We start from the raw sequence: 21,514 nt of genomic DNA, 5'->3' as shown, positions 1-21,514 counted from the left end.
AGTCTCTCGTCATGGATCCCATTTCCCTGATCGATCTGCATGACGTCGGCAAGTCCTTCCGGGCCGCCGACGGCACCCAGCGGCATGTGCTGGAACACGTGGACTTCACGCTGAAAGAGGGCGAAATCGTCGCCCTGCTGGGCAAGTCCGGTTCGGGCAAGTCCACCCTGCTGCGCATCATGGCGGGCCTGGTCAACGCCGACCAGGGCACGGTCACCTACCGCGGCCAGCCGGTGTACGGCCCGGCCTCGGGCATCGCCATGGTGTTCCAGTCGTTCGCGCTGTTTCCCTGGCTGACCGCGCAGCAGAACGTCGAGCTGGGCCTGGAGGCGCAGGGCGTGGCGCCGGCCGAGCGCGCCAGGCGCGCGGACGCGGTGCTGGACCTGATGGGCCTGGGCGGTTTCGGCGGCGCCCTGCCGCGCGAGCTTTCCGGCGGCATGCGGCAGCGGGTCGGCATCGCCCGCGCCCTGGTCATGAATCCCGATGTGCTGCTGATGGACGAGGCATTCTCGGCGCTGGACGTCCTGACCGGCGAGACGCTGCGCGACGACATGCTGGAGTTGTGGGAGGAAAGCCGCATTTCCACCAAGGGCATCCTGATCGTGTCGCACAACATCGAGGAAGCCGTGATGATGGCCGACCGCATCATCGTGTTTTCCAGCGACCCGGGACGTATCCGCAGCCAGGTCATGGTGGGCCTGCCGCGGCCGCGCGACGTGGATTCGGCGCCGGTGCGCGCGCTGATCGACGAGGTCTATGCGCTGATGACCATGCGGCCCGCGCACGACGTGCCGACGCCCTTGCAGCAAGGCCTGGGCTACCGTTTCCCGCAAACCGAAGTCGAGCGCATGGAAGGCGTGCTGGACGTGTTGGCGGAAGCGCCGTTCAACGGCCGGGCCGACCTGCCCAAGCTGGCCGAGGAGGCCGAGATCTCGGACGACGACCTGCTGCCGGCCTGCGAAGCGCTGGGCCTGTTCGGTTTAGCCCGGATCGACCGCGGCGACATCTTCCTGACGCCGCTGGGCCAGCGCTACGTGCTGGCCGAGCAGGCCCAGAAGCAAGCGATTTTCGGGCGCCAGCTGCTGGCGCACGTGCCGTTGGCCGCGCATATCCGCCACAGCCTGGAACAGGAGCCCACCGGCGCGCTGCCCGAAAAAGACTTCCTGGACTCGCTGGAAGAATTCCTCAAGCCCGACGAGGCGGAACGGGTGCTGAAGATCGCGGTGGAGTGGGGGCGCTACGGCGAGATCTATGGCTATGACTACCATACCGGGCTGCTGACGCTGCCCGCGCCCGACCCCGTCTGAGGGGCCGCCGCGCAAGAAAGCAGGGCGCCCGGGCCTGCCGGGCGCCGTTGGCTACAGGGCCAGGAATCCCGCGACGACCAGAATGATCAGGCCGTACTTGGTGGCCTTGTAGACCTTGCGGTTCCAGGCCTTGAAGGCCTTGCGCTTCTGGTCGATGACCCAGTGGGCGTGGGTCAGCTTGTTGATCGCGCCGGTCTGGTCGCCGCCGTCGTTGGGCGAACTGGCGGCGGACATCACGACGCGGCCGAACCAGCGGTTGAAGGCTTCGGCCCAGCGCCACTTCAGCGGGCGCTCCACGTCGCAGAACAGGATGATGCGGTTCTGGTCGGTGTGGTTGTAGGCTTCGTGCACGTAGGTTTCGTCGAACACCACGCTTTCGCCGTCGCGCCAGCTGTAGTGTTCGCCGTCGACGATGATGTGGCAGCCGTCATCGTTGGGGGTGACCAGGCCCAGGTGGTAGCGCAGCGACCCGGCGAACGGGTCGCGGTGGGGGTTCAGCTGGCCGCCGGGCGGGAGTTCGGCGAACATCGCGGCCTTGACCTTGGGCAGGGTCTTCAGGATGGCGACGGTCTTGGGGCAGAGTTCCTCGGCGGACGGGTGGCGCGCGTCATACCACTTCAGGTAGAAACGCTTCCAGCCGTACTTGAAGAAGGAATTGAAGCCGATGTCGTTATGGGTGTCGGCGGCCTTGATGCGGCGCAGCTCGGCCATCTGCATCGCCTCTTCGCGGATCGTCTCCCAGTTGTCGTCCAGCACCTTGAGTTCGGCGATTTCGCTGGTCGTCAGGTAGGGCGTGGTCGGAACCCGCGAGGTCAGCACCATGAAGGCGTTGACGGGGGCGAGCAGCACTGAATGGTCCAGCAATTGGCGGCCCAGCGGCAGCTTGACGCGGCCGCGGAAGTGCGCAAACAGGATGGCGCTCAGCCAGATCCCGGGAATTAGCCATTTCATAGGTGAATCTCGTGCGTAAATCTCATGTCAACAATGGAGGATGACGTGCAACGTGTATTGTTACACAGGCGCCCGCGTAGTCCTTTGCGCAACCGCATGGGCCTCGGCTTGGACCGCGTTGACTAGGTACAATTCCCTTTATGTCCGAAGAAGCCGTAACAACCCCGTCCCCATTTGTTCACCTGCGCGTACACTCCGAATTTTCGGTCGTGGACGGCATCGTGCGCATCCCCGACCTCATCAAGCGCGTGGCCAAGCTGGGCCAGCCCGCCGTCGCCTTGACGGATCTGTCGAACCTGTTCGGCCTGATCAAGTTCTACAAGGGCGCGCGCGGCGCCGGCATCAAGCCGATTGCCGGCTGCGATGTCTGGCTGTCCAACGACGACGACCCCGCCAAGCCTTTCCGCCTGCTGCTGCTGGTGCGCAACCACCAGGGCTACCTCAATCTCTGCGAACTGCTGACCAAAGCCTTCCTGACGAACCAGGGCAAGGGCCGCGCCGAGATCCGCCGCGAATGGCTGCAGGGGCAGGAGGGCCTGATCGCCCTGTCGGGCGGGCGCGGCGGCGATGTGGGCCAGGCGCTGGACGCGGGCAACGCCGTGTCGGCGCTGGCGCTGGCGCGCCAGTGGGCGCACCTGTTCCCGGGCAGCTACTACATCGAGTTGCAGCGCGCCGGCATGGACGGCGACGAAGCCTACACCCAGGCCGCCATGCGCCTGGCCAGCGAGGCCGGCTTGCCGGTGGTGGCGACGCATCCGGTGCAGTTCCTGGACGAGTTCGAATTCCAGGCGCACGAGGCCCGCGTCTGCATCGCCGAAGGCGAAATCCTGGCCAACCCGCGCCGCGTGCGCCGGTTCAGCAAGGAGCAATACCTGCTCAGCTCCGAGGAAATGGCCCGGCGCTTCGCCGACGTGCCCTCGGCGCTGGCCAACACGGTGGAAATCGCCAAGCGCTGCAACCTCAGCCTGGTGCTGGGCAAGCCGCGCCTGCCCAACTTCCCCACGCCGGACGGCGTGAGCCTGGACGACTACCTGGTCCAGCTGTCGGAAGAGGGCCTGGAAAAGCGCATGGAGTTCCTGTTCCCGGACGAGGCCGAACGCGCCTCCAAGCGCGAGCAGTACTACGAACGCCTGCGCTGGGAATGCAAGACCATCATCCAGATGGGCTTCCCCGGCTACTTCCTGATCGTGCAGGACTTCATCAACTGGGGCAAGAACAACGGCGTGCCGGTGGGGCCGGGCCGGGGTTCCGGCGCGGGCTCTCTGGTGGCCTATGCCCTGGGCATTACCGACCTGGATCCGATCCGCTACGACTTGCTGTTCGAGCGCTTCCTGAATCCCGAGCGGGTTTCCATGCCCGACTTCGATATCGATTTCTGCCAGGACAACCGCGAACGGGTCATCGACTACGTCAAGGAAAAGTACGGCCGCGCCGCCGTGAGCCAGATCGCCACCTTCGGCACGCTGGGCGCCAAGGCCGTGGTGCGCGACGCCGGCCGCGTGCTGGACATGCCCTATATGTTCTGCGACGGCCTGTCCAAGCTGATCCCGTTCAATCCGATGGATCCCTGGTCGCTCGAACGCACCCTGAAGGACGAGCCTGCCTTCAAGGACCGCTACGAACAGGAAGAGGAAGTGCGCGCGCTGGTGGACCTGGCGCAGCCGCTGGAAGGCCTGACCCGCAACATCGGCATGCACGCCGGCGGCGTGCTGATTGCGCCGGGCAAGCTGACGGACTTCTGCCCGCTGTATTGCCAGCCCGGCCAGGAAAACAGCGCGGTTTCGCAGTTCGACAAGGACGACGTCGAGGCCGCCGGCCTGGTGAAGTTCGACTTCCTGGGCCTGCGCAACCTGACGATCCTGGACTGGGCCGTGCGCTACGTGCGCCAGTTCAACGAGGACAAGCGCGACTTCGACGTCATGGCCCTGGCGCTGGACGATCCGGCCGCCTATAAGATCCTGTGCGACGCCAACACGACCGCCGTGTTCCAGCTGGAATCGCGCGGCATGAAGGAACTGCTGAAGAAGCTGCGGCCCAACACCTTCGAAGACATCATCGCCATGCTGGCCCTGTACCGTCCGGGGCCGCTGGAATCGGGCATGGTGGACGACTTCGTTAACCGCAAGCACGGCCGCGCCGCGGTGGATTATTTCCACGACGACCTGGAGAACACCCTCAAGAGCACCTACGGGGTCATCGTCTACCAGGAACAGGTGATGCTGATCTCGCAGATCATCGGCGGCTATTCGCTGGGCGGCGCCGACCTGCTGCGGCGCGCCATGGGCAAGAAAAAGCCCGAGGAAATGGCCAAACACCGGGAACTGTTCGAGCAGGGCGCCAAGGAAAAGGGCCACGATCCGGACCTGGCGGTCAAGCTGTTCGACCTGATGGAGAAGTTCGCGGGCTACGGCTTCAACAAGTCGCACTCGGCCGCGTACGCGCTGATCTCTTACCAGACGGCATGGCTCAAGGCCTACCATCCGACCGAGTTCCTGGCCGCGACCATGTCCTCGGACATGGACGACACGGACAAGGTCCAGATCTTCTGCCGCGACGCCCAGGACAACGGCGTCGAGGTGCTGCCGCCCGACGTCAATTTCTCGGGCTACCGCTTCGAGCCGGTCGCCGACAAGCACACCAAGAACGGCAAGCCGCCGCGCACCATGCGCTACGGCCTGGGGGCGGTCAAGGGCACGGGGCAGGGCGCGGTCGAGGACATCCTGCGCGCGCGCAAGGAAGGCGGCCCGTTCCAGAACCTGTTCGACTTCTGCCGCCGCGTCAGCAAGCAGGCGGTCAACCGCCGCACCATCGAAGCCCTGATCAAGGCCGGCGCCTTCGACACCATCGAGCCCAACCGGGCCGCGATGCTGGCCTCGGTGCCCACCGCCATGGAAGCCGCCGAGCAGGCGGCCCGCAGCGCCAACCAGGCCTCGCTGTTCGGCGACGACAGCGGCGACGTGGTGGCCGGCGAACTGGCCAAGGTCGCACCCTGGGATCTGCACAAGAAGCTGACCGAAGAAAAGTCCGCGCTGGGCTATTACTACAGCGGCCACCTGTTCGACGCCTGGCGCGACGAAGTGCGCCGTATCGTGCCCATGCAGCTGGTGCGGGTCGAACCGCAGCGCGACCTGCAATGGATGTGCGGCGTGCTGGCCAGCGTGCGCGTCATGATGACCCGCCGCGGCAAGATGGTCTTCGCGGTGCTGGACGACGGCACCGCGCAGGTCGAAATCTCGGTCTTCAACGAGCTCTACGAAAAGCACCGCAACCGCCTGCGCGAAGACCAGCTGGTGATCGTCCAGGGCAAGGTCAGCAATGACGACTACTCCGGCGGCATGCGCATCGTGGCCGAGCAGCTCTACGACCTGCAGCTGGCGCGCGAAGCCCGCGCCAAGTCCCTGCGCGTCAAGCTCAACGGCAGCGCCGACGCGGCGCGCCTGCGGCAGATGCTGAATCCGTTCCGGGCCGAGCCCGAGAACGGCATTCCAGGAGTGCCGGTCGATATCGTCTATACCAAGAACAATTTCCTGTGCACCGTCCGCCTGGGCGAAGAGTGGCGCGTCCGCATGGCCGACACGCTGCTCGCCAACTTGAATGAATGGACCAAACCCGATGGCGTGGAGGTCACTTATTGATGCCTAGCCTGCGTATCGTTCACTCGGAAGCCGCAACCAGCTTCGGCGGCCAGGAAGGCCGGATCTTCAAAGAGATGACCGCCATGCGCGCGCGCGGCCATCACATGGAAGCCATCTGCCAACCCAAGGCGCAATTGGCCGAACGTCTGTCGGACGCCGGTTTTCCCGTGCACACCCTGGAAATGGATGGCGCGGTGAATTACCTGAAGGGCATCGCCACCATCCGCGGCATCCTGCGCGAAGGCCGCTTCGACGTGCTCAATACCCACAGCCGGCGCGATACGGTCATCGCGGCCGCCGCCGGCCGGCTGGCGGGGACGCCGCTCATCGTGCGGACCCGGCACCTGTCGAACAAGGTGGGATCGCTATGGTCCTACACCTGTCTGCCGCACAGGGTCACGACGGTCAGTGATCATGTGCGCCAACACCTCATCGACCGTGGCGTGCCTGCTGGCAAGGTAGCCACCGTCTATTCCCCCATCGTGCTGCCGCCGCCCGTGGAACGCTCCACGCTGCGGGCAGAACTCGGCCTGGCCGATGACGACATCGTGGTCGGCTGCGTGGCCGTCATGCGCGCCACCAAGGGCCACAAGGACCTGATCGACGCGATCGCGCCGCTGATGGCCAGCCGGCCCAAGCTGCATCTGGTGTTCGTCGGTGGCGGTTCGCCGGTGTTCGAGCAGACCCAGGCCTATGTGGCCGAACTGGGGCTGCAGGATCGCATCCACCTGATGGGCATGCGGCGCGACGTGCCCAATCTGCTGGCGGGTTTCGATCTGTTCGCCCTGGCCACGCAGCAGGAAGCGTCCGGCACCGTCTACGTCGAGGCGCAGGCCAGCGGCCTGCCCGTGATCGGCACGGACGTCGGCGGCGTGTCCGAAATGTTCCGCGACGGCGAAACCGGCATCCTGGTGCCGCCCAAGGACCCCGAGGCGCTCACCGCCGCGCTGGTGCGTTTGATCGACGACGCTGATCTGCGGCGGCGCATGGGCGAGGCCGGCCGCAAGATGGTCTGGGACGAGGGCGTGTTCTCGCCCGCCCGCCTGGCGGAAACCACCGAAGCCGTCTATGCCAAATGGCTGGCGGAGCGCGCGGGATGAACGCCCCCAACGTTCCGGTGCTGATGTATCACCACGTCACGCCGGCTGGCGGCATGATCGCCGCCACGCCCGACGTGTTCGAGGCGCAGATCTCGCGCCTGGCCCGCGCCGGCTACCAGTCCTTGTCCGCCGATCAGTTCGCGGCCTACCTGGCCGGCGGCGCCGCGCCCGAGCGCTCGGTGCTGATCACCTTCGACGATGGCTACCTGAACAACTGGGTGCATGCGCATCCGGTGCTGGCGCGCCACGGCATGCGCGCGGTGCTGTTCACCATCACCGGCTGGATCGGCGACGGGCCGGTGCGCCCGCATGCGGGCCAGGCCGGTCCCTTGCCCGCCACGCCCGACCACGACGCCTGCAAGCAGCTGGTGGCCGCGGGCCGGACCGACGAGGCCATGCTGCGCTGGAGCGAGATCGAGGCGATGCAGGCGGCGGGCACCTTTGAGTTCCATTCCCACACGCACTCCCATACCCGCTGGGACAAGGTCTGCGGCGCCGATGTCGACGCCAAGCGCGGCCATATTGCCCAGGAATTGCAGGAGTCCCGCGACACGCTGACGCGCCGCCTCGGCTCCGTCAGCGACCACCTCTGCTGGCCGCAAGGCTATTTCGACGCGGACTACGTGGCCGCGGCGCGGGCCGCCGGATTCCGGCACTTGTACACTACCGACCCTTTCGGCCAGAACACCCCCGGCGCGGATCCCGAACACATCTATCGTTTCGCGGTGCGCAACCAGGGCGGATCCTGGCTGAACCGGCGCATCTGGCTGTCGCGCGATCCCTTCTGGGGGCCGCGCTTTCATGCCTGGAAGGCCTGGAAAAAGCGTCTCAGGAATCGCGGATGAAGCTATCTGTCATCATCATTACCAAGAACGAGGTGGAGAACATCGCCGCCTGCATCAAGTCCGTGGCCTTCGCCGATGAATTCATCGTGGTGGACTCGGGCAGCACCGACGGCACCGTCGAAGTCGCGCGCGCCCTGGGCGCCCGGGTGGAAGTGACCCCGGACTGGCCCGGCTTCGGACCGCAAAAGAACCGCGCGCTGGACCTGGCGACGGGCGACTGGGTGCTGTCGATCGATGCCGACGAGCGCGTCACGCCGGAACTGGCCCAGGAAATCCAGGAAGCGCTGCGCGCGCCGCGCGCCGACGCCTACGAAATCGCGCGCCTGTCGAATTTCTGCGGCCGCGACATTCGCCACAGCGGCTGGTGGCCCGATTACGTGCTGCGCCTGTTCAAGCGCGGCACGGCGCGGTTCAACGACGTGGCCGTGCATGAGCGCGTGGTGCCGGCCAATGGCAAGCCGCTGCAGATGCGCGGCTACTTCCACCACTATCCCTACGACAACCTGGACGCGCTGATCACCAAGGTCAACCGCTACTCGTCCGACGCGGCCGCCATGATGTACGCCAAGGGCCGGCGCACCTCGATCTTCGGCGCGCTGGGCCACGGCTTCTGGACCTTTGTGCGGATCTACCTGATCCGGCGCGGCTTCCTGGACGGCAAGCACGGTCTGGTGCTGGCCGTGGTCGCCTCGGCCGGCAGCTTCTTCCGCTATTCGAAGCTGATGTTCCTGGCCGAGAAGAAGAAGTGAAGATCCTCTACACCAACTTCCACGCCGGCAACGGCGGCGGGCACGTCACCTACATCATCAATCTGGCCAAGGCCCTGTCCAAGGACCACCAGATCACGATCGCGGCGCCGGCCACCAGCCGCCTGTACCGTTACGCCAAGGCGATTCCGGGCGTGGCGGTGGAGGACATGCAGTACACGACGCGGCCCTCGTCCTGGTTCAAGGACCGTGCGCAACTGCGCCGCCTGATCAAGGCCGGCGGCTTCGACATCATCCACGCCAACGGCTCGGCCGACCACAAGCAGGTCATGCTGGCGACGCTGGGCATGCGCCACCGCCCGCGCATCGTTTTCACCAAGCACAACGACCATCCGCTGGCGAGCTTCGGCCATAAGTTGCGGGTGGCGCTGGCCACCGACCATGCCATCGCGGTCAGCGACTACGTCCATGGCCTGATGCAGCAGTCGCCCTACGGCAAGCGTCCCATCACCACCATCCGTCACGGCATCGACACCAATTTCTTCGCGCCGCCGCCGCCGGAAAGCCTGGACAAGCTGCGCGCCATCTTCTTCGGACCCGACTGGCACGGCAAGCTGCTGCTGGGCAGCGCCGGCGGCACAGACTACGACAAGGGCTGGCTGGACCTGGTGGCCGCGGTCGCCGCGTTGCCGCCGGAAGACCGCAAGCGCGTGCTGCTGATGGTGGCGGGCGACCCGCCCAACGAGGCCAAGCTCGCCCGGGTGCGCGAGTTGGGCATGATCGACCAGGTCCGCTTCCCAGGCTTGCTCGATGACGTGCGGGCGGCGCTGGCATCCTGCCATGCGGGTTTCGTGCTGTCCTACCGCGAAGCCCTGTCGTTCGCCTGCCGCGAGATCATGGGGTTGGGGCTGCCCGCCTTGGTCAGCGACGCGGGCGGGCTGCCGGAGAATGTCACCGATGGGGTCGATGGCTGGATCGTGCCCGCGCGCGACGTGCCCGCCATCACGGCCAAGCTGCGTTTCATGCTGGACCATCCCGACGCCGTGCGCGCCATGGGCGTCCAGGCACGGGCAACCAGCCTGCGGGACTTCAATCTGGAACGTTTCGCCGCCGCCACACTGGACGTATACCGACGCACGCTGGGATAGGGCCGGGCTTTATAATCTGTCCCTATGTCTATCCCCATACTCATGTACCACCAGATCGGCGAGCCCAATCCCAAGGGCACGCCGTTCCGCGGGCTGACGGTGCACCCCGACAGCTTTGCCCGGCAGATGCGCTGGATGCGCAGGCTGGGCTATCGCGGCTTGTCCATGCGCGACGTCATGCCCTATGTGCGCGGAGAGCGCCAGGGCAAGGTGTTCGGTCTCACGTTCGACGACGGCTACCGCAATGTGCACCATAACGCCATGCCGGTGCTGAGCGAACTGGGCTTCACCGCCACCAACTATTTCGTGGCGCACCAGTTCGATGGCGGCAATGTGTGGGACCTGGAAAAAGGCATACCCTTCTCGGCCCTGATGACCGTGAACGAGATGCGGGAATGGGCGCGGGCTGGCAACGAGGTCGGCTCGCACACGCTGGACCACGTTCATCTGCCGGAAATGACGCCCGACGAAGCCCGCCGCCAGATCGTCCAATCCAAGGACGAACTGGAGCAGGCGCTGGGCGCGCCGGTCACGGCCTTCTGCTATCCCTATGGCGACCACGGCCCGGAGCATCGGGTCATGGCGCGCGAGGCTGGCTACGACAACGCCACGCTGACCCAGCGCGGCTTGGCGGCGGCCTCCGACGATCCCTTCGGACTGCCGCGGGTGACGGTGTCGCGTTCCACCAACATCATCCGTTTCCTGCAGAAGTGCCTGACCCGGTATGAAGACTCCCGCCGGCGCGCTTGAGCGGCGCCTGCGCATCGCGCTGCTGGTCGATCGCTTCGGCAATCGTTTCGGCGGCGCTGAAGCTTATGGCGTGGAGTTGATGCGGGTGCTGGGGCAGCGCCACGACGTCTCCGTGGTGGCGCGCGATTTCGACAGCGATCTGCCGTTCCCCTTCTTGCCCGTGCGCTTTCCCGGCTGGCTACCCAGCTGGATGCGCGTGCTGTATTTCGCCTGGCGCGCCGACCGCCTGACCCGCGGCCGCTACGACATCGTGCATTCGCACATGAACGGCTGGGCGGGCGAGATCCAGGTCATGCACGTGACGCCGGTGCGCTACAACCGGCTGACCCGCGTCAAGCCGCTGCAACGCCTGACGGCCTGGCTCAGCCCGCGCCTGGCCACGTATCTGCTGCTGGAAAAGCTGCGCGTGCGCCCGGCGCCCGCGCGACGCGTGGTGGCGGTGTCCGGCCTCATCATGGACCAGCTGCACCGCAGCTACGGTCCGCAGCTGCCGGTGGACATCATCGCGCCCGGGGTCAAGCTGCCGACCGCGGCGCAAATGGAAGGCCGCGAGGCCACGCGCGCCAGCCTGGGGTGGGACGCCGACACCATCGGCTGCCTGCTGGTCGCTCGCAATCCCTTGCGCAAGGGATTGCCGGCGCTATTGGATGCGCTGGCGCAATTGCCGCCGCAATACCGGCTGTTGGTCGTGGGCGCGGACGAGCCGACTCGTGAACGCGTGCGCGCGGCGGGCGCCATCGCCAGCCGCGTCACGCTGATCGACCCCACGCCCGACGTCGCCCGCTACTTCAGCGCCGCCGACATCTACGCGCATCCGACGCTGAACGACAGCTACGGCATGGCGCCGCTGGAAGCCATGTCGCACGGACTGCCGGTCGTGGTGAGTTCGCCCGCTTACTGCGGCTTCGCGCAATACCTGGCGGCGGGCAAGGACGCGCTCATCCTGCAGGATCCGCGCGACGGCGCCCAACTGGCGCAGGCGCTGGAGCGGTTGGGCTCCGAACCCGCGTTGCGGGCGGCCCTGGCCGAACGGGGTCTTGAGATCGCGCGTGAGCAAAGCTGGGAAACGGTGGCGGCGCGCTACGAGGCGCTGTACGACCAGGTGCTGCAAGAACGCCGCTGAGGCAGGTCCAGGCGGCGTTGCGGCGTGGCGTCAATGGCCGGGCGCCGTCGCCCGTTCCAGTTCGCCCAGCCAGCGGATCGCATGTTCGCGGTCGGCGCCGCACATCTCGGCCTGAGGCTGCAGCCCGCCACAGAAATCCGGGCGCGACGGCTGGCCGAAAATCGCGCAGCGCATGTCAGGCAGCAGCTGGATACAGGGCACGCCGGCGGGTTTGCCTTGCGGCATGCCGGGTATCGGCCGGGTGATCGACGGCGCGATGCAACAGGCGCCGCAGCCGGGCCGGCATTCCAGCGCGGCGGGCGCCTGCAGGTTCAGACCCATCCGCGCAGCCAGTAGATGAACAGGCCCGCGTATTCCTTGAGAATGGAGCGGCTGGCGTCATAGGCGCGCTGATTCGGGAGCCACAGGGGCACGGAGCCATCGGCGGGTTCCACGATCTGCGGCGGCGCGGGGGCGGCGATCGCCTCCACGCCCTGCTTGGAAAAGGCCGCCATCGCACGCGGCATATGCAACGCGGAAGTCACCAGCAGCACCTTGCCGATGCCGCGCGCCTTGAGCTGATCCTCGGTCAAGGCCGCGTTTTCATACGTGGTGCGGCTGGAGTTTTCCAGGATGAGCGCCGTGTCTGGCACGCCCTGCTGGCGGATGGCGTGCGCCATGCCGCGGGCTTCGCTGACGTCGCCTTCCAGCGCGCCGCCCGACAGCAGCACCTTGGGCGCGCGTCCGGCCAGATAAAGTTGCGCTGCCGTGTCGATCCGGACCACGGCGGTTTCCTTGTCATACGGCAGGAACCAGTTGGCGCGCCCGTTGGCGGTGTTGCCGCCCAGCACCACGATGGCGTCGGCGGTCGGGGATTGCGCTGGCGGCAGATGCGGATAGCGGTGTTCCAGCGCGCCGCCGGCCCAGATCGACGTCGCGGGCAGAGACCAGGCCAGCGACCACAAAAGGCCGGCGACGATGAGCGAACCGCCGGTCTTGCGGAGCCGGAACAGACCCAGCACCAGTCCGACGGCAACCAGGGTCAGGCTCAAGTTGTAAGGAATGATCAGATTTGTGAGATAGCTGGACAAGGGCATCTTGAAAAAAATCCTGATTACTACGTCTCGTCCAGCAGAAGGTTGGCTTGCTGTTCAACCTCTTCGCCAGACGGCCATGCATGCTCCGAGCCTACGCAGACGGCGCGCGGCGACCACGGACCGGTGCGTCCCGGACGCGTGACGCCGAACAGCGTCAGTTCGCTGGCGTTGGCGGCTGCGGCGACGTGCGAGACACCAGAATCGTTACAAATCACCAGCGCCGCCCGTGCCGTCAACGCTGCAAATGCGCCCAGGGACAGGGGAGGCAGCAGCATCGCCGTAGGGGCATTGCGCCGCGCTTCCTCGGTTTCGGCCGGAGGAGGGCACATTACCACGGTATGACCGCGGGCCTGCAAGGCCCTGGTAAGTGTATCGAATCCCGGCCAGACCTTGATCTTGCCCTTGTGCAGACCCGTGGCCGTGGGCGCGATCAGCACGAAACGCTGGCCTGCCAGCCCGGCGGCTTCCAGCGCCAGATCGGCGGCGCTCTGGTGGGCGGACGTCAGCGGCAGGTCCAGGGTCGGACCGGGTTCGGCCGGGCCGCTGGGCAGGCCCCAGCGGGTCAGGGCCTCGCGGGTAAGGTGATGCCAGGACTGGACCGCGTGCAGCGAGTCGCCGGGTTTGGCAACGGGCCAGCGCAATAGGAAGCTGCGGCCGTCGTCGCGATAGCCGGCCGAGGGCAGTCCCGCCAGCCGGAACACCAGCGCGCTGGACAGCGAGTCCGGCAGCAGCAGTCCGCGGGCGCGGCGCCCCTGGGCGCCCAGGCTGCGGCGGTGGGCGCTGACCGCTGCCCGGTCCGGTCCGACCTTGCCGCGCATGGGGATGAAATCCTGCTTGGCCACGCCGTCCAGCAGGTCGCGGGCCCAGGGGCGGGCGCAGATCACCAGGGGCAGGCCGCTGGCGTGCAGGGCGCGCAGGCTGGGCAGGCTCATGCAAACATCGCCCACCCAATTGGGCAAGCGGACGTACAGGCAGCTGATATCGGACATGGAAGGGCGCTGGGCGCGTTAAGGCTGAAGGGGACATGGCCCGGGCGGCGACTTGTCGCGCAGCCGGTACAATTCTGGCCACAATTGTATAAAAGCGAGTGATTCCTTTGAATTCTGCCGCACGCAACGCGCCCGCGAGTTCCCAACCCGTCAAAGCCGAACTCTGGAGTCGGATCTACAGCCGCGTGGGCTCCTACTGGAAGGGATTGTTGCTTGCCGTCCTGCTGATGGCCGGCGCGGCCGCCACGCAGCCCGTCCTGGCAGTCATCATGAAGCCCTTGCTGGACGGCGGCTTTTCGGGCGCCAAGCCGTATTACGTCTGGGCGCTGCCGCTGGCAGTGGTTGGCCTGATCCTGCTGCGCGGCATCTGCAACTTCTTCAGCGATTACCTGCTGGCCTGGGTGGCCAACAACGTGCTGCTGGGCATGCGCAAGGATATGTTCGAGCGCCTCCTGGGCCTGCCCGACGCCGACTTCAAGCAGGGCGATACCGGCCGCCTGCTCAACCGCTTCACCATCGATGCCGGCAACGTTACGGGCTACGCCACCGACGTTATCACGGTGCTGGTGCGCGAAACCCTGGTCGTCGTCGCGCTGATCTGCGTGCTGCTGTACATGTCCTGGGTGCTGACGCTGATCATCCTGATCATGCTGCCGGTGTCGGTGCTGATCTCGCGCTTCTTTATCAAGCGCCTGCGCCGCATCAACCGCGAAACCGTCAACATGAACGCCGAGCTGACCCGCGTGGTCGGCGAAGGCATCGACGGCCAGCGCGTCATCAAGCTGTTCGACGGCTATGAAGTCGAACGCGGCCGCTTCGATTTCGTCAGCCGCCGCCTGCGCCGCTTCGCCATGCGCACGGCCACGGCCGATGCCGCCCTGACGCCGCTGACCCAGGTCTGCATTTCCATCTCGGTTGGCGCGGTCATCGCCGTGGCGCTCAGCCAGGCCAACCACGGCGCCCTGACCGTGGGCAGCTTCGCCTCCTTCATGGCGGCGCTGGCTCAGATTTTCGACCCCATCAAGCGCCTGACCAACGTCGCCGCCCGCATGCAGAAGATGCTGGTGTCGGCCGAAAGCGTGTTCACGCTGATCGACCAGGTACCCGAAAAGGATACCGGCACCAAGGAACTGGCCGAGCCCGTGCGCGGCAAGGTCGAATTCCGCAGCGTCTCCCATCGTTTCCCCGATGCCGACCGCGATACCGTCAACGGCATTTCCTTCACTGTGGAGCCCGGCCAGACCGTGGCCCTGGTAGGACGTTCGGGCAGCGGCAAGACCACCCTGGTCAACATGCTGCCGCGCTTTGTGCTGGCCGATAGCGGTTCCATCCTGGTGGACGACACGCCGATCGACGAGCTGACGCTGCGCAGCCTGCGCTCGCATCTGTCGCTGGTGAGCCAGGACGTGGTGCTGTTCGACGACACCATCGCAGCCAACGTCGGCTACGGCGCGTTGGGCAAGTCGAGCGAGCAGAAGGTGCGCGATGCGCTGGCGGCCGCCAATCTGCTGGAATTCGTCGAAGGTTTGCCGCAGGGACTCAATACGCCGGTGGGCGAGAACGCCGCCCGCCTGTCCGGCGGCCAGCGCCAGCGCCTGGCGATCGCCCGCGCGCTGATCAAGAACGCGCCCATCCTGATCCTGGACGAAGCCACTTCCGCGCTCGATAACGAATCCGAGCGCCAGGTCCAGGCCTCGCTGGAGCGCCTGATGAAGGGCCGGACCACGCTGGTCATCGCCCACCGCCTGTCCACCGTGCAGAATGCCGACCGCATCATCGTGCTGGATGCCGGCAAGATCGTCGAGCAAGGCCCGCACGCCGAGCTGCTGGCCGCCAACGGCCTGTACGCCTCGCTCTACAAGATGCAATTCCGCGACGACTGATCGGCCAGCCGCCTGGCCTGGCGGTTGTTCGTTCCTGTCGCATTTCCGGATTGCCAAGCGTCCGGATTGCCGGAAAATGGAGCCGGGCCTGCCGGCAGGCCCGGCCCCCGTCCGCTGCGGGCGGGGCGGCGCCCCGAGGCGCTTTGGTCCGCCGTGCATCTGGAGCGCCCCATGTCCCTGCCTGCCGAAGGCAATCAGCTAGTCAATGTCGTCGTCCTGCTGGGGGCTGCGGTCGTCGCGGTTCCCCTGTTCAAGCGCCTGGGGTTGGGATCCGTCCTGGGATACCTGGCCGCCGGCCTGGTGATCGGCCCCTTCGGCCTGGGCCTGTTCTCCGATCCCAAATCCATCCTGCACGTGGCCGAACTGGGCGTGGTGATGTTCCTGTTCATCATCGGCCTGGAAATGCAGCCCTCCCGGCTGTGGAAGCTGCGCGGCGAGATCTTCGGCCTGGGCGTCGCACAGGTGCTGGCCTGCGGCGGCCTGCTGACGGTGGTCGGCCTGCTGGCGGGGCTGTCGGGGCCGGCGGCTTTCATGGCCGCGATGGGTTTCGTGCTGTCGTCCACCGCCATCGTCATGCAGATACTGGGCGAACGCGGCGACACTGCCAGCGCGCAGGGCCAGCGCATCGTCTCGATCCTGCTGCTGGAAGACCTGGCCATCGTGCCGCTGCTGGCCCTGGCGACCCTGCTGGCGCCGGCTGGCAATTCCAGCCATGGCGATCCGTGGATACAGTCGGCCATCGCGGTGGCGTGCATCCTGGCATTGCTGGCCGCCGGCCGCTGGCTGCTCAACCCGCTGTTTCGCCTGCTGGCCGCCGCGCATGCGCGCGAGGTCATGACGGCAGCCGCCTTGCTGGTGGTGTTGGGCGCGGCGCTGCTGATGGAATTGGGCGGCCTGTCGATGGCGATGGGCGCCTTCCTGGCAGGCGTGCTGCTGTCCGAATCCACCTTCCGCCATCAGCTGGAGGCCGAAGTCGAGCCGTTCCGCGGCATATTGCTGGGCCTGTTCTTCCTGGGCGTGGGCATGTCGCTGGACCTGTCGGCGGTGGCCCGCGAATGGCCGCTGATCCTGGCCGCGGTGGCGGTGTTCATGCTGGTGAAATCGGTGGGCGTGTACGTGGTGGCGCGGGTGCTGCGCGCGACCCACGCCGAGGCCATGACCCGCGCGGCCCTGCTGGCGCAGGGCGGTGAATTCGCTTTCGTGCTGTACGGGGCGGCAGCCGCCGCCGGCATCTTCGATGCCCACACCGGCGCCGTGCTGACTGCGGTCGTTATCATTTCCATGGCGCTCACGCCGCTGTGCGTGCTGGCGTTGCGCTGGCTTCTGCCCAAACCGCAGCCTTCGATGGAAGACGTGGATGTGGCCAAGGATCTGGAGGGCTGCGCCCTCATCGTGGGCTTCGGGCGTTTTGGCCAGATCGTGACCCAGGCGATGCTGGCTCGCGACCTGACGGTCTCCATCCTGGATACCGACACCGACGCGATCCGGGCAGCGGCCAAATGGGGCGTCAAGGTCTATTACGGCGACGGCACGCGCATCGACATGCTGCGCACCGCCGGCGCGGAAAATGCCTGCGCCATCCTGATCTGCATCGACGACCCCAAGGCGGTCAACCACATGGTCAAGCTGATCAAGGCCGAATTCCCGCTGATACGGGTGGTGGTGCGCGCATACGACCGTATCCATTCGTTGGCGCTGGCCAAGGAAGGGGTCGACTACCAGGTGCGCGAAACCCTGGAATCGGCGCTGGCCTTTGGCGAGGCCGCGCTGCGCGTGATCGGCGTGCCACCCGATGAAGCCGCCGAGGTGGTGCAGGATGTGCGCAGGCGCGACACCGAGCGTTTCGACCTGGAGGTGGCCGGCGGGCTGTTCGCCGGCCGCTCGCTGCTTTACGGCAATATGACCAGCGCCCCGGACGGCCGCAACGACCAGCCCGACCGGGAAGCCGAGAGCGCCGCGCCCAGCCCGTCGGTGTAATAGACTATTTCCTGATCGTTGCATTACTTTTCGCATCATTTCACGCGCAGGCGCTGGTGGCTGAGGTAGATTTATCCGCACTGACTCGTCATCCATGACGAGCATTTGCCAGGGGGCTGCCATGCTGCAATCGGATCGGATTTCCACGACACCGCACGCTGTTGGAGTAGAACTGGCCCGGCGGCAGGCCCGGGCCTTGCGATGCGGATTTTCGGCGGGCTCCATGCGCCAATTGGTGTCGCACACGGGCGGAACCGGCCCGGCATGGTCGATCGGCGCGCACCGCGAAACCGACAGGGCCAAGGGCGCCAAGGCCTTTCCCTTCCGCATCGCGGCGGTCGCGGCGACCTGAGGAAGCTGCGGCGCTGGGGTTTTTTAGGGGCGGATCTTGCGCGGCTTGTCCGGCGGCGGCATCATCTGCGGCGTAAATCTCTGCCGGAATGATCCGCGTCCCCCGGACGTCCCCGGCGTAGGAGCGCCGTATTGAAGTCTCGCGGGTTTGTGCAACGCGCCCTGTATGCGTTGGCGGTGCTCGTCGCAATCGGCATCTGCGCGGCCGCGGTCGCGCTGCTCTGGATCGACCGCCGCGCCACCTGGGACGCCGCCCACGCTTCGGCGCGCAACATCACCGGCGTGCTGTCCGCGGACATCAGCCGCACCCTGCATGTCTACGACCTGTCGCTGCAGGGCATGGCCGAACGCCTGCGCGAACCGGGCCTGGCTCAGCTGGCGCCTGAAACCCAGCACCGCTTCCTGTTCGACCGGCCATCCACCGCCGAATACCTGGGCGCCGTCGTGGTGCTGGATAAGGACGGCAATATCCGTTACCACTCCGGGGATCTGGATGCGCCGGATGTGAGCTTCGCCGACCGGGATTTCTTCCAGGTGCATCGCGATGCCGACGACGTCGGCATGTATGTCAGCAAACCCTACCGCAGCCGCCTGCGCGGCGGCGACGAGAGCATCGCCATCAGCCGGCGCCTGTCCAATCCGGACGGCAGCTTCGCCGGCGTGGTGGGCGGTTCGCTGCGCCTGGCCTATTTCCGCGACCGCTTTGCCGCGCTGTCGATCGGCGAGCGCGACGAAATAAGCGTCTTCCGCAACGATGGCCTGGTGTTGTTGCGCGCCCCATATTCCCTGAACGACCTGGGCAGCGACATCGGCATGGCGCTGGATTTCCAGCAATTCCTGATCCGCCGCGAAGGCTCGTTCGTCGGCGCGCTGTCTCCAGACGGCGTGAACCGCTACTACACCTTCGCCAGCATCGAGGACACGCCGCTCATCATCGACGTGGCCATGGACGTGGACGAGCTGATGGAGCCCTGGGACCGCCGCGCGCTCTTCATCATCCTGGTCACTACGGCGCTGCTGCTGTCGGTCGTGGCGCTGATCGTGCTGTTCAGGCGCGAGATGATCCTGCGCAAGGCGGTCGAGACGCAGCTGGCGATACAGGCGCGCACGGACGGGCTCACCGGCCTGGCCAACCGGCGCGCGTTCGACGAAACGCTGGAGCGCGAATGGCAGAATGCGCGCCGCGAGCGCGTGCCGCTATCGCTGCTGTTCCTGGATGCCGACCATTTCAAGCGCTACAACGATCGCTACGGCCACCAGCAGGGAGACCAACTGCTGGCGACGCTGGCGCGCGTCCTCAAGAAAAAGGCCCGGCGTCCACGCGACCTGGCGGCGCGCTATGGCGGCGAGGAATTCGTCGTGCTGCTGCCCAATACCAGCCGCCAGCGCGCCGCGGAGATCGCGGAGAGCATCCGGCGGGCGGTTGCCGGCCTGAAGGTGCCGCACGCGGACGCCGCCGCCGGCATCGTCACCATCAGCGTCGGGGTCGCGACCGCTGTGCCGCAGGGCGACGATACGGTCGCCGGCCTGGTGGAGGCGGCCGACGAGGCCGTCTACCAGGCCAAGGAGTCAGGCCGCAATCGCGTGGCAATGGCCGGGTCTTGATCCGGCGCTGAATGAAAAAGCCCCGCCGCGCTCATCGCGCGGCGGGGCTTTTTCGATCCTGCGTGGCTTAGCGGCCGACCATGACGGCCTGCATGCGCGTTTGCGCCTGTTGCACGTTCTTGGCTTGCGCGTTCAGGTCCTGCAGCAGCTTGTTCAGCTCGGCTTGCACGGCCGGATCCTGTACCTTGACGATGGGACCGGAAATGTCGATCTGCGCGGCATGCGCGGCAACGTAGTCGGCGATCTTCAGGCTGCTGTCGAAGGTTGCGTTCAGCTGCGGCAGCACGTCGCGGAAGGTGTCGGCCGGCAGGCTCACGGTCTTCTCGTAGGCCTTGTCGTACACCGCCTTCAGGTCTTCCGGCTGCTTGAGCTGAGCGCGCGCGGCGTCGGCCTTGGCCTGCTGTTCCTTCAGTGCCGCGCCCATTTCATTGAGCGAGGCTTGCACGGTCTTGAGGTCGTCGCGACGCGTCACGATATCGTTCAGCGAACGCATGGAGCCTTTCTGCATGATGCCCGACAAGGGCTTCACCGAAGCATCCATGCCCGCATTGAAGTCGGTGATCACCGCATATTGCGCAGCGTAGTCGCCGAAGGACTTCTTCTCTTCATCCGTCAACTGCGGGACGCGCACGCCGGGCTTGTCGACGATGCGGGTCTGCAGGAACTGCGTGAACGCGGCACGCTGTTCGGGTTCCTTGTTGCCGCAAGCGGCCAGCATCAACGGCAGCGCTGCGGCCAAGACGAGGAACGGACGGAATAGGGACTTCATCGCATCGAACTCCTAAAAGCGAAAGAAAGAAATTTTCAGGGTATACCCTGAAGGCGCCCGCAGCTTATCGGGTCGCCTTCCTTGCCGCCATCGCTTTCAGAATTGTTTGCAATCGAATCTTTAAGACACAAAATCCACACATAATGAAGTGAAGTCGCGCCCGCTACCTGTTACGCGTGCGCGCGTGTTCCAGTTATTCCTGGACGGCGATTTCCCGCAATGCCGCGGTCAGCAGTTCCGCCGACCGCGACAGCGAGCGGCCCGCGCGCCGCAGGATGCCGATGTGCCGATATAACGGCGGACTGCTGATGGAAACGCAACGCAGGCGGTTGGTATCGCCTTCGCGGGCAGCCAATTCAGAAAGAATGGCGACGCCCAATCCTTGCCCCGCCATCGCCAGCACGGTCGAGTTGTAGACGACCTCATAGGCCGCCGGCAGCGAGATTTTCAATTTGTCGGCCGCCGCCTCGATATGCGTGCGGATGCTGCTTTCCCGCACCGGCAATATCAACGGATGCTCGGCCAGATCCTTGAGCGTCACGGTGTCCGGCGCGGCCCAGGGATAGTCATGCGCCATGTAGGCGCAAAAGCGGTCGGTCACCAGTTGCTCCCAGACCAGCTCCTGATCGCGCTTGATCGGACTGCCGATACCAAAATCGACCTCGCCGCTGCGAGTCATGTCGTTGACGCGGGAGGCCACGGTGTCCCGCACGCAGACGGTGATCCGCGGGTAGTCGCGGTTCAGCCTATGGATCGCCTGCGGCAAGAGGCCGGCGGCCAGGGAGGGCAGCACGGCAACGGTCACCGTGCCGCGTTCCCGGTCGCTGGTGTCGCGGGCCTGGGTCACCAGGTCTTCGATTTCAGCCACCAGTTTTTCGATCCGCGGATAGAGCTCCTGGCCCCGCGGCGTCAGGCTGACGCTACGGTGGTTGCGGTCGAACAGCCGCGTGCGCAGATGGGACTCGAGCTGCTGGATCTGTATGGTCAGCGCCGACTGCGAAATATTCAGTTCGTGAGCCGTCCTGGTGAAGTTGCCTAAACGCGCGATCGTGAGGAAAGCGCGTAACTGCTTGAGATCACTCAACATTATCGAAACTCCGAATCAAGACGCGAGGGCGCTGCGATCGTTTTTTTTGAAAAGAATGTTCCGTTATTTGAATTTTACGAATCGCATGCCGCTGAGTATATTTCCTATCGAACGCCTGGCTCAAAAAGGCGGCGAATAAATAAATGAGACAAAGAGGGAGGGCTCAGCATGGCCGGGTATTGTGCCTCACACCAGAGGCTTCAAACGCTGC

The 21,514-nt window shown here is 66.1% G+C and carries 18 protein-coding genes; 12 read left to right on the top strand and 6 right to left on the bottom strand.

The annotated features are described in order from the left end of the window. Positions 1 to 11: 11 nt before the first annotated feature. The gene (locus NGK62_RS00830) at positions 12 to 1,307 is read left to right on the top strand and encodes an ABC transporter ATP-binding protein (protein WP_251877109.1); all 1,296 of its coding nucleotides are present in this window, start codon (positions 12 to 14) and stop codon (positions 1,305 to 1,307) included. Positions 1,308 to 1,358: 51 nt separating this feature from the next. Here NGK62_RS00830 and lpxO read toward each other — a convergent pair whose 3' ends face one another. Next, a complete protein-coding gene (lpxO, locus tag NGK62_RS00825) occupies positions 1,359 to 2,258 on the bottom strand; it encodes a lipid A hydroxylase LpxO (protein WP_059380421.1) in 900 nt (299 codons plus the stop codon). Between the two features lie 140 nt (positions 2,259 to 2,398). Here lpxO and dnaE point away from each other — a divergent pair, with 140 nt between their 5' ends. The 7 genes from dnaE to NGK62_RS00790 are packed head-to-tail and all read left to right on the top strand — an operon-like array spanning position 2,399 to position 11,566. Then, positions 2,399 to 5,893 carry a DNA polymerase III subunit alpha gene (gene dnaE, locus NGK62_RS00820; RefSeq protein WP_059380420.1) on the top strand — a complete coding sequence of 1,165 codons (3,495 nt, stop codon included), beginning with the start codon at positions 2,399 to 2,401 and terminating at the stop codon, positions 5,891 to 5,893. After that, on the top strand, positions 5,893 to 6,993 hold the full coding sequence (locus NGK62_RS00815; protein ID WP_059380419.1) for a glycosyltransferase family 4 protein: 1,101 nt from the start codon (positions 5,893 to 5,895) through the stop codon (positions 6,991 to 6,993). Before dnaE ends, NGK62_RS00815 begins: the two co-directional genes overlap by 1 nt. Further along, positions 6,990 to 7,838 carry a polysaccharide deacetylase family protein gene (locus NGK62_RS00810; RefSeq protein WP_118932248.1) on the top strand — a complete coding sequence of 283 codons (849 nt, stop codon included), beginning with the start codon at positions 6,990 to 6,992 and terminating at the stop codon, positions 7,836 to 7,838. The genes NGK62_RS00815 and NGK62_RS00810 overlap by 4 nt, the downstream gene beginning before the upstream one ends. Beyond that, positions 7,835 to 8,587 (top strand): glycosyltransferase family 2 protein, encoded by a 753-nt coding sequence (locus tag NGK62_RS00805; RefSeq protein ID WP_059380417.1) that lies wholly within the window; start codon positions 7,835 to 7,837, stop codon positions 8,585 to 8,587. Before NGK62_RS00810 ends, NGK62_RS00805 begins: the two co-directional genes overlap by 4 nt. Further along, positions 8,584 to 9,693 (top strand): glycosyltransferase family 4 protein, encoded by a 1,110-nt coding sequence (locus NGK62_RS00800; RefSeq protein WP_059380416.1) that lies wholly within the window; start codon positions 8,584 to 8,586, stop codon positions 9,691 to 9,693. Before NGK62_RS00805 ends, NGK62_RS00800 begins: the two co-directional genes overlap by 4 nt. A gap of 24 nt (positions 9,694 to 9,717) precedes the next feature. Beyond that, positions 9,718 to 10,443 carry a polysaccharide deacetylase family protein gene (locus tag NGK62_RS00795; protein WP_251877107.1) on the top strand — a complete coding sequence of 242 codons (726 nt, stop codon included), beginning with the start codon at positions 9,718 to 9,720 and terminating at the stop codon, positions 10,441 to 10,443. Next, positions 10,418 to 11,566, top strand: a complete 1,149-nt coding sequence (locus tag NGK62_RS00790) for a glycosyltransferase family 4 protein (protein WP_251877105.1) — start codon at positions 10,418 to 10,420, stop codon at positions 11,564 to 11,566. The genes NGK62_RS00795 and NGK62_RS00790 overlap by 26 nt, the downstream gene beginning before the upstream one ends. Before the next feature lie 30 nt (positions 11,567 to 11,596). Here NGK62_RS00790 and NGK62_RS00785 read toward each other — a convergent pair whose 3' ends face one another. Genes NGK62_RS00785 through NGK62_RS00775 form a run of 3 tightly spaced genes read right to left on the bottom strand, consistent with a single transcriptional unit; the run spans position 11,597 to position 13,631 of the window. After that, positions 11,597 to 11,887, bottom strand: a complete 291-nt coding sequence (locus tag NGK62_RS00785; protein WP_059380414.1) for a YkgJ family cysteine cluster protein — start codon at positions 11,885 to 11,887, stop codon at positions 11,597 to 11,599. Continuing rightward, complete coding sequence (locus NGK62_RS00780) at positions 11,878 to 12,642, bottom strand: YdcF family protein (RefSeq protein WP_059380413.1); 765 nt, start codon at positions 12,640 to 12,642, stop codon at positions 11,878 to 11,880. Before NGK62_RS00780 ends, NGK62_RS00785 begins: the two co-directional genes overlap by 10 nt. A gap of 20 nt (positions 12,643 to 12,662) precedes the next feature. Then, positions 12,663 to 13,631 carry a glycosyltransferase family 9 protein gene (locus NGK62_RS00775; RefSeq protein WP_118932251.1) on the bottom strand — a complete coding sequence of 323 codons (969 nt, stop codon included), beginning with the start codon at positions 13,629 to 13,631 and terminating at the stop codon, positions 12,663 to 12,665. A gap of 107 nt (positions 13,632 to 13,738) precedes the next feature. Between NGK62_RS00775 and msbA the strand changes: the two genes are divergently transcribed. The 4 genes from msbA (at position 13,739) to NGK62_RS00760 (ending at position 19,447) form a co-directional block, all read left to right on the top strand. Continuing rightward, positions 13,739 to 15,514, top strand: coding sequence for a lipid A export permease/ATP-binding protein MsbA (msbA, locus tag NGK62_RS00770; protein WP_059380411.1), 1,776 nt, complete (start codon positions 13,739 to 13,741; stop codon positions 15,512 to 15,514). Positions 15,515 to 15,685: 171 nt separating this feature from the next. After that, a complete protein-coding gene (locus NGK62_RS00765) occupies positions 15,686 to 17,491 on the top strand; it encodes a monovalent cation:proton antiporter-2 (CPA2) family protein (protein ID WP_118932252.1) in 1,806 nt (601 codons plus the stop codon). Positions 17,492 to 17,714: 223 nt separating this feature from the next. Further along, complete coding sequence (locus NGK62_RS32335) at positions 17,715 to 17,843, top strand: hypothetical protein (protein ID WP_262422092.1); 129 nt, start codon at positions 17,715 to 17,717, stop codon at positions 17,841 to 17,843. 131 nt (positions 17,844 to 17,974) lie between these two features. Beyond that, positions 17,975 to 19,447, top strand: a complete 1,473-nt coding sequence (locus NGK62_RS00760) for a GGDEF domain-containing protein (RefSeq protein WP_165867816.1) — start codon at positions 17,975 to 17,977, stop codon at positions 19,445 to 19,447. A gap of 67 nt (positions 19,448 to 19,514) precedes the next feature. Here NGK62_RS00760 and NGK62_RS00755 read toward each other — a convergent pair whose 3' ends face one another. Together NGK62_RS00755 and NGK62_RS00750 are read right to left on the bottom strand one after the other, a co-directional pair. Beyond that, on the bottom strand, positions 19,515 to 20,216 hold the full coding sequence (locus NGK62_RS00755; RefSeq protein ID WP_013392682.1) for a DUF3053 domain-containing protein: 702 nt from the start codon (positions 20,214 to 20,216) through the stop codon (positions 19,515 to 19,517). 193 nt (positions 20,217 to 20,409) lie between these two features. Beyond that, the gene (locus tag NGK62_RS00750) at positions 20,410 to 21,303 is read right to left on the bottom strand and encodes a LysR family transcriptional regulator (protein ID WP_251877103.1); all 894 of its coding nucleotides are present in this window, start codon (positions 21,301 to 21,303) and stop codon (positions 20,410 to 20,412) included. Between the last annotated feature and the right edge of the window lie 211 nt (positions 21,304 to 21,514).

The organism is Achromobacter sp. Marseille-Q4954 (assembly GCF_943737025.1).
In the GTDB taxonomy this organism is placed as follows: Bacteria; Pseudomonadota; Gammaproteobacteria; order Burkholderiales; family Burkholderiaceae_B; genus Achromobacter; species Achromobacter bronchisepticus_A.
Note: the sequence above shows the minus strand (reverse complement) of the source record. Positions and strands in the feature narration are given on the sequence as shown.